Source organism: Streptomyces sp. NPDC096339, from assembly GCF_044762985.1.
Classification (GTDB): Bacteria; Actinomycetota; Actinomycetes; order Streptomycetales; family Streptomycetaceae; genus Streptomyces.
Genome location: NZ_JBIWFI010000006.1, coordinates 251,334 through 266,628 on the forward strand (window position 1 = coordinate 251,334; position 15,295 = coordinate 266,628).

Here is a 15,295-nt window from a genome sequence, read left to right on the forward strand (position 1 = left end):
CCCGGCGAGGAAATCCGACAGAACGGTCTCAAAAGCGCTCTGCGCCGTGCAGGCATAGTCTTCGACGCGCCGTCCGGCCATGGATTCCCCCATACGGCATAGGTTGAGGAATAACTATTTCCGCCGGCCAGGATCACACGCGTTCCTGTGAATCGCCAACACCGTCCAACCTTCCGGAATACACACTTGGACATGACGTGCGGGGCGCTACGATTTTCTTCCCATCGGCCATTCAGGAACGCCGGAGGTCCAATCGGCTGCGCACATTCAGCTTGCGATAGATTTTGGTGAGATGCTGTTCGACGGTGCTCACCGTGATGAAGAGCTTGCCGGCGATCTCACGATTTGTTCTCCCCGAGGCCGCGAGCGCGGCGACCCTGCGTTCGGCGTCGGTGAGTTCGGCCCGCGCGGACGCCGGCTCCTTCCCTCCGGATTCGGCCCCCTCGGGATCTTCGTCGGGGGAAGGCGTCGGCCGGTCCTGCCCGCCCGCGGCCGTCCGCGCCGCCTCCAGCTCGGCCTGTGCGTGGGCCAGCTCCAGACGGTCGCCGCACGCCGCGAGGATCCGTACGGCCTCCTGGAGCAACGGCGCCCGGTCCCGCACCTCGCTTGCGGCCGCCAGGCGGCGCAGAGCGATCCCCCGGGCCCTGGAGTGTCCACCGCCCAGCTGGGACAGCTGTTCCTCGATCAGCTCTCCCGCCTCGCGGGCCCTGCCCAGGGCGACGAGCGCGGCGGCGGCATCACTGCGCCAGTCCGCCAGATCGGGCGAGTCCAGCCGCCATCTCGCCATCAGGTCACCGCACGACCGGAAGTTCGTCAGTGCGGTGTGCGGGTGTCCCAGGGCCAGGTGATAGCGGCCGAACGCCTGGAGATAGGGCAGTGCGAAGGGGGTGTCGAACATGACCGGCGGCACCGGAAGGTTGAGATACGACATCACCGTGTCGAAGTCACCGAGCTCGGTCGCCACCCGCACCGCCAGCGACAGCGGGAGGCCCACCACGACGCCCCAGGCCGAGGGTGCGACGAGCTCCAGCGCGATCCGCGCGGACTCCCCCGCCTCCACGAGCTCGCCGCGGCGCAGGGCCACCGCCGACCTGATGGTCTCCAACAACGCGCGCCGCACGGGCACACGCCCGATCCAGGGCTCTTGGAGCAACCGCTCGGTCCAGAACACCGCATCGTCCAGCCGGTCCGTCTGGATCAGCACGATCAGCGCGAGCAGAGTGCAGGCCAGGGGGCTGTCCGCTCGGGTGCTGTGCAGCACCTGATCGGCGCCCCGGATCTCCTCGCCGTCCTGGGCCAGACTCGCCAGCAGGCTGCGGAAGCCCGGCGCGGGCTCCGGACCGGAACGGAGCGACGGGACGTCGGCCCCGGCCCCCGCCGCGTCGCGCACCCGTCCCGGGCGACAGAAGGCCAACCACAAGCGGGTGATCAGGAGGTCCGACGGTGCGGCGCCGGCCGGCGAATGGCCGACGGCCCGGACCGCATTGGCCTCGATCGTCCTCAGGAGCGCCTCGGCGCGGTCGAACTCGCCCCGCCAGAGCAGGTGCTTGACCGGGACTGCCGCTTCCTCGCCGGTGAGCAGCCCGGCCCGCACCAGGTGGTGCAGGTGGCGCAGGTGCCGCCCGGCCTTGTCCGGGTCGAAGTGCCACTGGGCGTCGGCGAGCGCCGCGGTGATCTGCGCCTTCTGTCCCGCGTCGGCGCAGATGCCCAGCGCATGGCGCAGGTACTTGACCGACGTCTGGGCCTCGCCCGAGGCCATGGCCTCGCGGGCCGCTTCCCGGAGGATGTCGACATGCCAGGGGATCGTGTCGGAGTCTTGTGCGGCGATGAGCTGTTCGGCGACCGCCACTGCCGACGCCCCGCACTTGTACAGCAGTTCGGCGGCCCGACGGTGCATCGCCGAGAGCTCCTCGGCCGGGATGTCGGCCAGGACGGCCAACTGTGCGCGTTCGTGGCGGAACCGCATGGACGTGAGCAGGCCGGCCGCGGTCAGGTCCGCGATGCTCCAGCGCGCCGATCTGGCGTCGCCCCGGAGGAAGTCTCCGAGCAGTGAGGGCGTGGCCGACTCCCCGAGCACCGCCAGGACGCGGGCGACCGCGCGCATCGACGGATCGCCCCGGTGCAGGCACAGCAGAACGGCCCGGCGGAAGGACTCGCCCGGCTCCGGCCCGTCCCGCCTCGTCCCGGCCTGTAAGTGGTCCTCGATCAGGGCGTCCAGCAGCAGCGGATTGCCTCCGCTGACGCCGGCCCAGGCCTCCACGGCATCCCGGGTGGGCTCCACGCCGAGGCGCTCGGTGAGCTGTTCGGCGACCCCGGTCACCGTCAGCGGCGCCATCCTGATCTGGTGGCAGTAGTGAAGGTGCAGGGTCTCCGCGTGGAGCGTGGCCAGCTCACGGTCGTGGCCCCGGCTCTCGTTCATCACGATCATGACGGCCGAGGAATCGATCCGGCGGATGAGATAGCGCAGACACTGGAGCGACGGCTCGTCCGCGAAGTGCACGTCCTCGATGCCGATGACGAGCGGCTGCTCCCCGGCGTACTCGCAGACGGTCCGGCAGAACCGCTGCAGCACGGCGACAGGGGCCCGTCCGGCCCCCTGGGAGCGTTTGCCGGAGACCGTGACGCCGCCGGACTCGGCCGCGAACGGGCCGATGGCCATCCCGGCCGCGCGCATCGCCGTCACCATCTGGTCGGCCAGGCCGAACGGATGGAGCTGCTCGCTGGCCGAGGCCGTCACCGAGAGGTACACCGCCCCCTGCTCGACGGCGCGCTCGGCGAATCTGCTCAGCAGCGCCGTCTTTCCGCACCCCACGGGGCCGTTGGTGAAAACTACGACACCTCTACCACGCGCGCACCCGGCGTACAGCCGGTCGAGCAGACGCAGTTCAACATCTCTCTCGCTGAGCTTCACCGATACCCCCGTACCCTGTGTTCACTCTCCGGCTTGAATTTACCCTTTTTGCCCGGCCCAGGCCGAAGGCGGGCTCCCGAAGTGGTCACACAGCTGGGAGGTTTGGCCGATTTCGAAGGGCGATGGCCGATCCAATCCCCACAAACCTCCTCCGCCCACCGCTGTTCGCCGCGAGTGCGCCTATCCGGCGGCCGCGACGCCCGAGCGGCTGTCCTCCTCGCACACGGCGTCCCATCCCGCGGCCTCGAGCTCGGCCTTCACCAGGCCGGCCGACTCCGAGGGGACCTCGATGCGTACGGCGAGCAGCCCCTCCTCCTCGGCGGCGACGGCGGCGTCATCGGCGGTGACACCGTGTCCGGCGACGGCGGCCAGCAGCCGGGAGAGCTCCCCGGGGCGGTCCAGGACGGACACCCGGACCCGGGCGCCGTCGCCCGGCACGCCCGCGGTGAGCGGCGGTATGCCGGCCACACCCTCGATGCCCCGGTCGAGCAGGTCCACCATCGCCCGCATGCCGTTGGCGCGCTCCATGCCGTCCGGCTCGACGAGCTGGTCCAGTGCCGACACCAGCCGGGACAGATCGGCGTGCAGGTCCTTCACGAGGCCGACGACGGCGTCGGCGTTGGATTGCAGGATGTCGCTCCACAGCCGGGAGTCGCCGCGGGCGATCCGGGTGACGTCGCGCAGCCCCTGGCCGGCGAACCGGCGCATCTCGTCCGGGGCGTCCCGAAGCCGTGCCGCCATCAGACTGGCCACCAGGTGCGGGACATGGGAGGTGAGCGCCACTGCCTCGTCATGGGCCCGGCTCTGCGTCACGACGGGGACCCCGCCGCACAGGGCCACCAGTTCCCGGGCCCGGTGCATGGCCGTGCCCGACGTCCGCGGGGACGGGGTGAGCGCCCAGGGGCGGCCGTGGAACAGATCGGCGCGGGCCGCCAGCGGCCCCGACCGCTCCCGTCCGGCCATCGGATGCCCGCCGACGTAGCGGGACGGATCGGGGGCGTGTCTCATCACCACCCGTTCCGCTTCGGCCTTCACGCTCGCCACATCGGTGTAGCTGTGGGCCAGCTCGCGCCCTTGCAGCTCGATGAGCAGGTGGCCGACCTTGCTGGGCGGTACCGCGAGCACGGCCAAGTCCACCGGTTCGTCCGGGAGTTCCACCCGCCCGGCGCCGAGCGCCGCAGCGGTCCGGGCGGCCGTGGGGTCCCGGTCGGACAGGAAAACCGTCACCCCCTGCCGGCTCGCCGCGAGCGCGATCGACGTACCGATTAACCCCGTGCCGATGACGGCCATGGCTCGGATCACGAAACATCACCCCATTCGAAAGGCCTTCGACCATAGCCCGAAACGGCCGCCGAGTTCATGTGCCCAGCCAGGGTTCCGGGTATAGACAACTGCGGCCGTAGCCAAATTCGCAATCAGGGCGCTAGGGTCCTGGAAACCCATTTCCCTTTCCTGGCTGGGGGTCGCTCATGACGGATTTATCGAAAACCTCGATTCCGCTCGGAGATCTCTCCGTCGACTACATCGAGATGTACGTCGAAGACCTCGACAGGGCGATATCGGAGTGGACCGGGAAGTACGCCTTCACCGTGGTCGGCACCGGCGAGTCCGCCGAGCACCGCAGTACCGCCCTGCGCCACGGGCGGATCACGCTGGTGCTCACCCAGGCGACCTCCGACCGCCATCCGGCGTCCGCGTACGTACTCTCCCACGGTGACGGTGTCGCCGATATCGCCCTGCGCACGGTGGACGTGGACGCGGACTTCCGCGCCGCGGTCGCCGCCGGTGCACGCGTCCACCGGCAGCCCGCCCGGCACACGGGCAACGGTCCCGCCGTCACGGCGGCGATCCACGGCTTCGGAGACGTCATCCACACGCTGGTCCAGCGTGATCCCGAGGACGGGCCGGGGCTGCCCGCCGGCTTCGTTCCGACGCCGCACCCGACGGACCACCGGACCGGCGACGTGGGGCTGCTCGAGATCGACCACATCGCGGTCTGCCTCAACAGCGGCGAACTCGACCCCACCGTCGAGTTCTACACGGCGGCCCTCGGCTTTCGGCACATCTTCGAGGAGCGCATCGTCGTCGGCACCCAGGCGATGGAGTCGAAGGTGGTGCAGAGCCCTTCCGGCGGGGTGACCCTGACGCTCATCCAGCCCGATCTCTCGGCCGACCCGGGTCAGATCGACGAATTCCTCAAGGGCCACCAGGGATCCGGCGTCCAGCACCTGGCGTTCTCCTCGCAGGAGGCGGTCCGCTCGGTACGGGCCCTGGCCGACCGCGGTGTCGCCTTCCTCACCACCCCTTCCGCCTACTACGAGCTGCTCGGCAAGCGGATCGAGCTGCCCGGGGAGCGGCTGGAGGACCTGCGTACGACGAACGTGCTCGCCGACGAGGACCACGGCGGACAGCTGTTCCAGATCTTCACGGCCTCGACCCACCCGCGGCACACCCTGTTCTTCGAGGTCATCGAACGGCAGGGGGCCAGGACCTTCGGCAGTGCCAACATCAAGGCGCTGTACGAGGCCGTGGAGCTGGAGAGGGCGGGGCAGCGTGGGCTCCGGAGGTGACCTCGCGGTCGATGCGGCGCACTGCCTGGCCGACATCGAACGCGCCGCCGCCTCGGTCCTGCCGGACGACATCCGGGACTTCGTCGCCGGCGGCAGCGGCGGCGAGACCACGCTCGACGCCAACCGCTCGGCCCTGGACCGGGTGTTCCTCGTCCCCCGTGTGCTCAGGGACGTCTCGGGGTGCACGACCGACGCCACCCTCCTCGGCAGGCCCGTCGGCATGCCGGTGGCGGTCGCACCCGTGGCCTACCACCGGCTGGTCCACCCCGACGGGGAACTGGCCACCGCCCGTGCGGCCAAGGCGGCGGGCGTGCCGTTCACCGCGAGCACACTGAGCAGCGTCCCCGTCGAGGAGATCACCGCGATCGGTGGATCCGTCTGGTTCCAGCTCTACTGGCTGCGAGAGGGCGCACGCTCGCTGGAGCTCGTACGCCGGGCCGAGGACGCCGGCTGCGAGGCGATCGTGCTCACCGTCGACGTGCCCTGGATGGGCTCCAGACTGAGGGACGTACGCAACCGGTTCGCGCTCCCCGGCCACGTACGGGCCGCCCACATCACCACCGGGCCGACACCGCACCGAGCGGCGGCCGGAGCCTCCGCGGTGGCCGTGCACACCCGCGAGACCTTCTCCTCGGCGCTGACCTGGTCGACCGTCGAGGCGCTGCGCGAGCGGACCCGGCTTCCTCTGGTGCTGAAGGGGGTTCTCGCGCCCGAGGACGCCCTGCGAGCGGCCGAGTCCGGAGTCGACGCCGTCGTGGTCTCCAACCACGGAGGCCGCCAGCTCGACGGCGCGGTCCCCAGCATCGACGCCCTCCCGGAGGTGGTGCGGGCCGTCGGCGGGAGCTGCGAAGTCCTGCTGGACAGCGGCATCCGCAGCGGAACGGACGTGCTCAGGGCCCTGGCCCTGGGCGCCGGCGGTGTCCTGGTCGGCCGTCCGGTCATCTGGGGCCTGGCCGCGGCCGGGGAGGCCGGCGTCGGCCGGGTACTCGACCTACTCGCCGGTGAACTCCGCGACGCCCTGGGCCTGTCGGGCTGCGACGGCGTGGCGGCGGCCGGACGCCTGCGCACCACGGGCCTGCCCGGAGGCCCACGACCAGCCGCCCCGCTCACCCAAGCCGACACCTGACCCCACTCCCCCACACCCCCCACACCCCCCACACCCCCCACAACACGAAAAGGCCCTGGTCCCCCGCCCTTCGGCGGGGGACCAGGGCCTTTCACATGGAGGAGGCCGCGGCACCCGACACGTCCAACCGTTCGACTTCGATGCTCGGACACTCAGGCAGAAAAGGGCCATCACCCGATCTGCGCCACGTCCTCCTTGACCCGGATCGCGAAGTCCGCCCAGAGATCGGCGAACTGCCGTGCGAGGTCGACAACGATGTCGCTGCAGTGCGGCGGGACGCTGTTGATGATCGCTTCCCACTCCTCCTTGCGGAGCGCGTGCAGGGTGAGCAGACGCAGCAGATTGCGTCCGGTCTCCGTGAAGCGCAGTGCCGGATCCGCCTTCAGCCGCTTCACGAGAGCGGCACGATCGGCGGCGAACGCCGACGGGGGCCGGGGAGACGGCTGGGCAAGCCCCAGAGCGCCGTACTCCTTGCGCCGGCCCATGGTGCCTGCCGCACCGGCCTCCCGCTGCTGCCTGCGCTGCCGGGGCAGCAGATCCTCGCCGTTGCGCATCCGGTTGCGCACGTCCCGTGCCGTTTCGGGGGAGATCCCCGCCGCACGGGCGACCTGGCGCAGCGACAGATCCGGGTTCTCGGCGAGCAGTTCACCGGCGAGTATGCGTCCCGCGCTCCCGTCGAGGGGCCGGAACCTGCCGTCCTGGCCGATCCGCCTGTCCTGCGGCCCCGGTTCAAGGACGGTCTTCCTGCGAATGCCCCCCACCGTCCCCGGAGAGATGCCGGTGACCGAGGCCACCTTCCGGTCGGACCACTGCGGGTGCGAGGCGATGATCCGCTCGGCGGCGCGCTTGCGATCGGCCAGGGCGAGCGGCAGGCCATGGGTGACGTTCAGCTTCACCGCGAGCACGAACGCCTCGGCCTCGTCACCGTCGAAGAACCTGACGGCGATCTTCTGCTCACCCTGGAGCCTGGCCACCCTCAGCCGGTGGAATCCGTCGATCACCCGCATCGTCGGCCGGTGCACGGTGATCGGTGGAAGCCTGTTCTGCGCCGCCGCCAGGGCCTGCACGTGCTCGGGCCTCTCGCCGGCGAGCCGCGGCGACTCGGACAGCCTCAGCGAGCTCAGCTCGACTTCCACCACGGGCTGCTGATTGATTTCCTCTTCTTCCGGCACCACCCCAGCTCCTAAGAACTCGCGACTGCGCATTGGGTCCCCGATAACCGCAGGAAGGCTCTCCCACCGCCTCCCCAGCCACACATTTCCTTCAATTGCGGGAACCAACCCGTCTTCAATGCCCTCGACTCCTCTACACGGTTGCGGAGCAGAACATCTGAGCGGCGGAATTGTGCATCCGACAGACAGCCGTGAAGTTAGCATTCGCCGTTTGCGAGCTGTAACCCCTGCCACCCCCTACCGCCCCCCTACACCCCTACCCCATAGGGGTGGGCACCCCCAACAGCGCCAATACCCCATCCGACACCTCGACGTCAAGACCGCACCGACCCCAAGTCGCTCTTCACGACCCGCCTCCCCAGGTGCGCCCGTTCCCGTTGAATGGGAGCCATGAGCAACGCACTGGGTTTCGGAAGGGAAGATCTGCGCCGCCTGGCTGGGTCTCGGTCGTTCGAGCGCGGCCTCGGATACCTGCCCCGTGTGTCCAGTCTGGAGATCGGAGAGAGCTCGATCACCGCGACCGTCGACGGCACGGACGCCTACGAGGTCGAACTGACGGAGCACGAAGACGACCTCGCCGGGTGGTGCGCCTGCCCATACGGCCAGGAAGGCAACTTCTGCAAGCACTGCGTGGCAGTGGGCCTGGCCGTCCTCCAGCAGTCGGAGTCGGTACCAAAGCGCCGCGCAGCCGCCGCATCCCGCGGCCGCCGGCTCACCACCTGGCTGGAGACCCTCAGCCGTGACGAACTCCTGGCCCTGGTCAAGGAGCACATCGCAGCCGACCGCGACCTGCGCCGTCGACTGGAACTGCGGGCGTCCACCGCCGGCGACGATCCCGGCGTCGTACGGGAGCGCATCCTTGCCCTGCTCGACACGCGACCCTTCGCCCGGTACGGCTACGTCGAGTACGCGGACGCCCGCCCCTACGGGCTCCAGGCGGCGGAGGCGGTCTCCGCACTGAGCACACTGACGGAGACCGGGAGGGCAACGGAAGCCGTCGAGCTGGCACGGTCCGCGATCGAAGCCCTTACCCGCACGTACGGCGAGATCGACGACTCGGACGGGATCATCGGCGACGTGGCGGCCGGGCTGGCCGCAGCCCACCTCGAAGCATGCGTGGTAGCCCACCCCGATCCGGCCCAGACCGCCGACTGGCTGGTGGATCACCTCCTGAGCGACCTCGGCCACGCCACGGACATCCCCCTGTCCGCATACACGGACGTCCTGAAGACAACCGGCTTGACACGGGCACACGAACAGGCCGCGGCAGCCCTGCGCGAGAACCCCAAAAACTGGGCAGCGAAAGACCTCATGGACCAACTCCTTCGCATGGAGGGCAGTGTGGACGCACTGATCGCCCTCCACGCCGCGGACCTGGCCACATCGGGCGCCACGCACCTGCTGATCGCCCAGGAGTTGGAGCGGGCCGGCCGCCCGGCCGAAGCCCTGGACTGGGCGGAACGCGGCCTCCGCGAGGCCGAACCCGACCACGGCCCGCATCCCCACTTGGTGGATTTCGCGTGCGAGCGCCACACCCGGGCCGACCGCCCGGCCGAAGTCGTGCGGATCCGCCGCGAGGTGCTACTCCGCCGCCGCTCCCTGACCGCGTACCAACACCTGCGTACGGCAGCCCGCGCAGCCGGCTGCTGGGACGAGCCGGAGCGCACACGAGCACTGGACGCGCTGCACACAGATGCCCAACCCCTCAAGAGCCTCGGACACCGGGGCTCCGCCCTGATCGACGCCCTACTGGACGACGGCGACCTCGACGCGGCCTGGGCGGCGGCCACCGAAGGCCACGCCGACGACAGCCAGTGGCTCACCCTGGCCGACCGCACCCGCGAACACCGCCCCGCCGACGCCCTGACCATCTACCTGCGCCTGATCGGCCCCCTGCTCACCCGCACCGGCAACGCCACGTACGAGCACCTGACGCAACTACTCCTCAGCGCCCGCACCTGCCACCGAGCCCTGGACACGGAGGACGAGTTCACCACTTACATGACCACCCTGCGCACCGACCAAAAACGCAAGCGAAAGCTGACGGCGCTGCTCGACCGCCACGGACTGTAGCTGTCTGACGCGGGTCGTGGTTCGGGGAGACACGAGCGCTGAACCTGAGGGGCGTGCAGCCACGGCTTGCCCCACCGCCGTCAGCCCTGAGGGAATCCACAGGTCAGGCACGCTTGGCCGACCAGTCTCGCGCTTCACCCGTCGGAAGGGCGGGAACAGGTGAAGCGGACACTGATCGGCACAGAATCGGAGGTCAGGAGTCTTCCCGCACCGGCTCCAGGATCGCCACGCACTCCACGTGGTGCGTCATCGGGAACAGGTCGAACACCCGCAGCGTGCGCACCCGGTAGCCGTTGTCCTTGAAGTAGCCCAGGTCGCGGGCCAGGGCCGCCGGGTCGCAGGCCACGTACGCGATGCGGCGGGCCGAGAGGCCGGCCACGTGGCGGACCGTCTGCTTGCCCGCGCCGGCGCGCGGGGGGTCCAGGACGACCAGGTCGCATTCCGTGATGCCGGTCTTCGGGAGGACGGTTTCGACCTTGCCCTGTTCGATGCGGACGCGGGGGAAGTCGGCCAGGTTGTGGCGGGCGTCCTCGACGGCGCGCTTCGTGGACTCGATGCCGAGGACGGCGCCCGTCTCGCCCAGGCGTTCCGCGAGGGCGCCCGCGAAGATGCCGACGCCGCAGTAGAGGTCGAGGGCCATCTCCCCCTTGCGCGGCATCAGGCCCTGCATGACGGCCTTGATCAGGGTGTCGGCGGCCTGGGGGTGGACCTGCCAGAAGCCGCCCATCCCGACGCGGTACGTACGGCCGTCCGCGCGCTCGCGCACGAAGGGGCGGCCGTGGACGCGGTGGACACCGCCGTCCTTCTCCTCCACGCGGAGGACCGAGACGGGCTTGTCGAGCTCGACGAGGGGCAGGCGGCCGCCGGGGCGGGGGGTGAGGACCACCTGGCGGTCCTGGGAGCCGGTCGCCGCGATCGCCTCGACCGTCGCCATCTGGGGCCAGTCCTGCTTCTCGATGCCGAGCTCCGAGACCCCGGGCGCCGCGATCATGCAGTGGTCGATCAGCTCCACGGAGTGCGAGCGGTGCTTGCGCAGGCCCGCGTTGCCGTCCTCGTCGATCGCGTACTGGACGCGGGTGCGCCACTGCGGGACCTGGCCGGCCGGGAGCTTGTCGCCTTCGGCGGGCATGACCGTGCCGTCCCAGCCCGCCTCCTCCGGGGTGAGCCCGGCGAGCCGCTTCAGCTGCTCGGCGACGACCTCGCCCTTGAGCCGGCGCTGGGCACCCGGCTTGGCGTGCTGCCAGTCGCAGCCGCCGCACTTGCCGGGGCCGGCGTACGGGCAGGGGGCCTCGACCCGGTCCTTGGAGGCCGAGAGGATGGTGATGGCGTCGGCGCGCAGGAAGCGGGAGTCCGTCTCGCCTTCGGTGACCTTCGCGACGACCTTTTCGCCGGGCAGGGTGTGGCGGACGAACAGGACGCGGCCGTCGGCGGTGCGGGCGATGCAGTGGCCGCCGTGCGCGACGGGGCCGACCTCGACCTCGTACTCCTCCCCGACCAGTGACTGCTTCTCGTTCTGCTCGGTCATGGTGGGGAGACTCCAAAGAAGTGGATCAGAAAGGAAAACGGCCGGACGACCGACCCACCAGTTTACGTGGGTCTCGTCCGGCCGTTCGCCATCCGGTAGGGCGCTACTTCGCCGCCGGGTCCTTCGCCCGCGGGGCGTCCACCGGTCCGCGGCGCACCGCGCCCGGGGCGTTCCACTCCGCGTGCTTCCTCGCCCGCTTCTTCGCGAGCTCCGAGGACTCCAGCTGGTAGGGCACCGAGGTGACCATCACACCGGGGGTGAAGAGCAGTCGGCCCTTGAGCCGCAGCGCGCTCTGGTTGTGCAGCAGGTGTTCGTACCAGCGGCCGACGACGTACTCGGGGATGTACACGCTGACCGCGTCGCGCGGGTTCTCGCTGCGCAGGCCCTTGACGTACTCGACCACCGGGCGGGTGATCTCGCGGTACGGCGAGTCGAGGATCTTGAGCGGGACGTTGATCCCGCGCCGGTCCCACTCCTCCTTGAGGGCCTTGGTCTCGGCCTCGTCGACGTTGACGCTGAGCGCTTCCAGCCGGTTGGAGTGCAGCAGCTTGGCGTACGCGAGGGCGCGCAGGGTGGGCTTGTGGAGCTTGGAGACCAGGACGACGGAGTGCACGCGCGAGGGGCGCACGTACTCGTCGGGGCGCTCCTCGGCCGCGGCGATCTCGACGGCGACCCGGTCGTAGTGCCGGCGGATCGCGGTCATCGTGGCGTAGAAGATCACCATGCCGAGCAGGGCGACCCAGGCGCCGTGGGTGAACTTGGTCGCGAGTACGACGACCAGCACCAGGCCGGTGAAGAAGGCACCGAAGGTGTTGATCGCGCGGGAGCGGATCATGTGGCGGCGCTTGGCGGGGTCCGTCTCCGACTTCAGGTGCCGGTTCCAGTGCCGGACCATGCCGGTCTGGCTGAGCGTGAACGAGACGAAGACGCCGACGATGTAGAGCTGGATGAGCTTCGTCGAGTCGGCCCCGTAGAGCCAGGTCAGCAGCGCCGCGGCGCCCGCGAGGAGCACGATGCCGTTGGAGAAGGCGAGCCGGTCGCCGCGGGTGTGCAGCTGGCGCGGCAGGTAGCGGTCCTGGGCGAGGATCGAGCCGAGCAGCGGGAAGCCGTTGTAGGCGGTGTTCGCGGCCAGGAACAGCACGAGCGCGGTGGCTGCGGCGAGCAGGATGAAGAAGAACGAGCCGTCGCCGAAGACCGCCTCGGCGACCTGGGAGATCACCGGGTTCTGGACGTACGAGGGGCCGACCGGCACGCCGTTGACGAGCAGGTCCTCGGCGGGGTTCTCGGCCATCCTGACGTCGGTGGCCATGGCCAGGGCGATGATGCCGCAGAACATGGTCACGGCCAGGGCGCCCATCAGGGCCAGGGTCGTCGCGGCGTTCTTGCTCTTGGGCTTGCGGAAGGCGGGGACGCCGTTGCTGATGGCCTCGACGCCGGTGAGGGCGGCGCAGCCGGAGGAGAAGGCGCGCAGCAGCAGGAAGACCAGCGCGAAGCCCGCCAGTCCCGCCTTTTCGGCCTTGATCTCGAAATCGGCGGTCGGGGCCTTCATCGTGTCGCCGACGACCAGGCCCTTCCAGGCACCCCAAGCGATCATGATGAATACGCCGGCGACGAAGACGTAGGTCGGAATCGCGAAGAGTTTTCCGGATTCCTTCATGCCGCGCAGGTTCATCAGCGTGAGCAGCACGATCATCCCGATGGCGCAGAACACCTTGTGCTCGACGACGAAGGGGATGGCCGAGCCGAGGTTCTCGACGCCCGAGGCGATCGACACGGCGACGGTCAGCACGTAGTCGACGAGGAGGGCGCTGGCAACGGTGAGACCGGCCTTGGGCCCGAGGTTGGTGTTGGCCACCTCGTAGTCGCCGCCACCGCTGGGGTAGGCGTGGACGTTCTGCCGGTAGGAGGCGACGACGGTGAACATCAGCACGACGACCGCGAGGGCGATCCACGGGCTGTAGCTGTATGCCGAGACGCCCGCGATCGAGAGGACCAGCAGGACCTCTCCCGGGGCATATGCCACAGAGGAGAGCGGGTCGGAGGCGAAGACGGGGAGGGCGATCCGTTTGGGGAGGAGTGTTTCTCCCAGACGGTCGCTGCGTAGCGCCCGGCCGATCAGGATCCGTTTGGGCAGGTCGGTCAGTTTGGACACGCAGAGGATCGTATGCGTTCGAAATCAGACTGACGAACCCCCCACCCCCTCACACTGCAATCCCACCCCATTTCCTCCTCTGCAGGACCCCAACCGCACCACAAGAGGTCACACTCGTGACCGCCCGTGTGTAGCTTGGGCCATGGTCTGAGACCCTGTTAAGCCAGAGCATGCAATGAGGCTGGGAACCAGCGAGCCGCTGACAGCCGGAAGGACGGCCGTGCACATCGTCATCATGGGCTGCGGAAGAGTGGGCTCCGCTCTCGCACAGACCCTGGAACAGCAGGGGCATACGGTCGCCGTGGTCGACCAGGACCCGACCGCATTCCGCCGCCTGGGCGCCGGGTTCGGAGGCCGCCGCGTCACCGGCGTCGGATTCGACCAGGACACCCTGCGCGAGGCCGGGATCGAGGAGGCGGGAGCCTTCGCCGCGGTCAGCAGTGGTGACAATTCCAACATCATCGCCGCCCGCGTGGCCCGCGAGATGTTCGGCGTGGAGAACGTCGCCGCCCGCATCTACGACCCCAAGCGCGCCGAGGTCTACCAGCGCCTCGGCATCCCCACCGTCGCGACCGTGCGGTGGACCGCCGACCAGATGCTGCGCCGGCTGCTGCCCTCGGGCGCCGAGCCGCTGTGGCGCGACCCGAGCGGCGGCGTACAGCTCGCCGAGGTGCACACCTCGGCCGCCTGGGTCGGGCACAAGGTCAGCAAGCTCCAGGACGAGACGGGCGTGCGGGTCGCGTTCCTCACACGCCTGGGCGAGGCCATGCTGCCGACGTCGCAGACGGTCCTGCAGGAGGGCGACCTCGTCCACGTGATGATGCGCACGGACGAGATCGACAAGGTAGAGGCGGCCTTCGCCGAGGGGCCCGAGGAGGCACACGCATGAGGGTCGCGATCGCCGGAGCCGGCGCGGTGGGTCGCTCCATCGCGGGTGAACTGCTGGAGAACGGCCACGAGGTCCTCCTCGTCGACAAGGCTCCGACCGCCATCTCGGTGGAGCGGGTGCCGCAGGCCGAGTGGCTGCTGGCCGACGCCTGCGAGATCACCTCGCTGGACGAGGCCGCGCTGCAGCGCTGCAACGTGGTCATCGCCGCCACCGGCGACGACAAGGTCAACCTCGTCGTCTCCCTCCTCGCCAAGACCGAGTACGGGGTCCCCCGGGTCGTGGCGCGCGTGAACAACCCGAAGAACGAGTGGCTCTTCAACGAGTCCTGGGGCGTCGACGTGGCCGTGTCCACGCCGCGCCTGATGTCGGCCCTGGTCGAGGAGGCCGTCAGCGTCGGCGACCTGGTACGGCTGCTGCGCTTCAGCCACGGCGACGCGAACCTGGTCGAGCTGACCCTGCCGGCGGACTCCTCCGTGGCGGGCACCCAGATCAGCGAGATCACCTGGCCCGAGGACACCTCTCTGGTCACGATCATCCGGGGCAACCGGGTCCTCACCCCGCACGCGGAGGAGACCCTCGAAGCGGGCGACGAACTGCTCTTCGTGGCCGCCCAGGCCCGCGAGGAGCAGTTGGAGGACCTCCTCCAGGCCCGTCGTTAACCCTGCCGTTCCGGCCCGCGCCCGGCGGACCCCCAGCCCCGCCGGCATTTGAGGCGCGGGGTCCGGGGCAGAGCCCCGGCAGCGGCGCCGCACCGGCAAACGCGAGGGGCGGGGTGACCAGCTGGTCACCCCGCCCCTCGCGCGTTCCGCTCAGGCCCCCCCCATTGCGGCGGCGGCCGCCAAGGCCACCCACCACCCCATCACCTCGAACGGCGGCG

The 15,295-nt window shown here is 70.1% G+C and carries 10 protein-coding genes; 5 read left to right on the forward strand and 5 right to left on the reverse strand.

Annotation, left to right across the window (positions count from 1 at the left end):
* Positions 1-232: 232 nt before the first annotated feature.
* Both ACIQ5Y_RS12415 and ACIQ5Y_RS12420 read right to left on the reverse strand, forming a co-directional pair.
* Positions 233-2,911 (reverse strand): AAA family ATPase, encoded by a 2,679-nt coding sequence (locus ACIQ5Y_RS12415; protein WP_403878738.1) that lies wholly within the window; start codon positions 2,909-2,911, stop codon positions 233-235.
* A gap of 180 nt (positions 2,912-3,091) precedes the next feature.
* On the reverse strand, positions 3,092-4,213 hold the full coding sequence (locus ACIQ5Y_RS12420; protein ID WP_403878741.1) for a prephenate dehydrogenase: 1,122 nt from the start codon (positions 4,211-4,213) through the stop codon (positions 3,092-3,094).
* Between the two features lie 167 nt (positions 4,214-4,380).
* Here ACIQ5Y_RS12420 and hppD point away from each other — a divergent pair, with 167 nt between their 5' ends.
* Both hppD and ACIQ5Y_RS12430 read left to right on the forward strand, forming a co-directional pair.
* Entirely contained in the window at positions 4,381-5,481 is a 1,101-nt protein-coding gene (gene hppD / locus ACIQ5Y_RS12425) for a 4-hydroxyphenylpyruvate dioxygenase (RefSeq protein ID WP_403878744.1), read from the forward strand.
* The gene (locus ACIQ5Y_RS12430; RefSeq protein WP_403878747.1) at positions 5,465-6,607 is read left to right on the forward strand and encodes an alpha-hydroxy acid oxidase; all 1,143 of its coding nucleotides are present in this window, start codon (positions 5,465-5,467) and stop codon (positions 6,605-6,607) included. The genes hppD and ACIQ5Y_RS12430 overlap by 17 nt, the downstream gene beginning before the upstream one ends.
* A gap of 170 nt (positions 6,608-6,777) precedes the next feature.
* Here ACIQ5Y_RS12430 and ACIQ5Y_RS12435 read toward each other — a convergent pair whose 3' ends face one another.
* On the reverse strand, positions 6,778-7,812 hold the full coding sequence (locus tag ACIQ5Y_RS12435) for a streptomycin biosynthesis protein (RefSeq protein WP_403878750.1): 1,035 nt from the start codon (positions 7,810-7,812) through the stop codon (positions 6,778-6,780).
* A gap of 357 nt (positions 7,813-8,169) precedes the next feature.
* Here ACIQ5Y_RS12435 and ACIQ5Y_RS12440 point away from each other — a divergent pair, with 357 nt between their 5' ends.
* Positions 8,170-9,852 (forward strand): SWIM zinc finger domain-containing protein, encoded by a 1,683-nt coding sequence (locus ACIQ5Y_RS12440; protein ID WP_403878753.1) that lies wholly within the window; start codon positions 8,170-8,172, stop codon positions 9,850-9,852.
* Positions 9,853-10,045: 193 nt separating this feature from the next.
* Here the strand turns inward: ACIQ5Y_RS12440 and ACIQ5Y_RS12445 are convergent, their stop codons facing one another.
* On the reverse strand, positions 10,046-11,377 hold the full coding sequence (locus ACIQ5Y_RS12445) for a class I SAM-dependent RNA methyltransferase (RefSeq protein WP_403878756.1): 1,332 nt from the start codon (positions 11,375-11,377) through the stop codon (positions 10,046-10,048).
* 103 nt (positions 11,378-11,480) lie between these two features.
* Positions 11,481-13,529 (reverse strand): APC family permease, encoded by a 2,049-nt coding sequence (locus tag ACIQ5Y_RS12450; RefSeq protein ID WP_403878759.1) that lies wholly within the window; start codon positions 13,527-13,529, stop codon positions 11,481-11,483.
* A 220-nt stretch (positions 13,530-13,749) separates the two neighbouring features.
* Here ACIQ5Y_RS12450 and ACIQ5Y_RS12455 point away from each other — a divergent pair, with 220 nt between their 5' ends.
* On the forward strand, positions 13,750-14,418 hold the full coding sequence (locus tag ACIQ5Y_RS12455; protein ID WP_403878762.1) for a potassium channel family protein: 669 nt from the start codon (positions 13,750-13,752) through the stop codon (positions 14,416-14,418).
* Entirely contained in the window at positions 14,415-15,077 is a 663-nt protein-coding gene (locus ACIQ5Y_RS12460; protein WP_403878764.1) for a potassium channel family protein, read from the forward strand. Before ACIQ5Y_RS12455 ends, ACIQ5Y_RS12460 begins: the two co-directional genes overlap by 4 nt.
* The last annotated feature ends 218 nt before the right edge of the window (positions 15,078-15,295 follow it).

What these genes read in the sequence shown, in the direction of transcription:
- ACIQ5Y_RS12460 (WP_403878764.1), top strand. Translation starts at nt 14,415, where the DNA reads ATGAGGGTCGCGATCGCCGGAGCCGGCGCGGTGGGTCGCTCCATCGCG.
- ACIQ5Y_RS12435 (WP_403878750.1), bottom strand. Translation starts at nt 7,812, where the DNA reads ATGCGCAGTCGCGAGTTCTTAGGAGCTGGGGTGGTGCCGGAAGAAGAG.
- hppD (WP_403878744.1), top strand. Translation starts at nt 4,381, where the DNA reads ATGACGGATTTATCGAAAACCTCGATTCCGCTCGGAGATCTCTCCGTC.
- ACIQ5Y_RS12445 (WP_403878756.1), bottom strand. Translation starts at nt 11,377, where the DNA reads ATGACCGAGCAGAACGAGAAGCAGTCACTGGTCGGGGAGGAGTACGAG.
- ACIQ5Y_RS12440 (WP_403878753.1), top strand. Translation starts at nt 8,170, where the DNA reads ATGAGCAACGCACTGGGTTTCGGAAGGGAAGATCTGCGCCGCCTGGCT.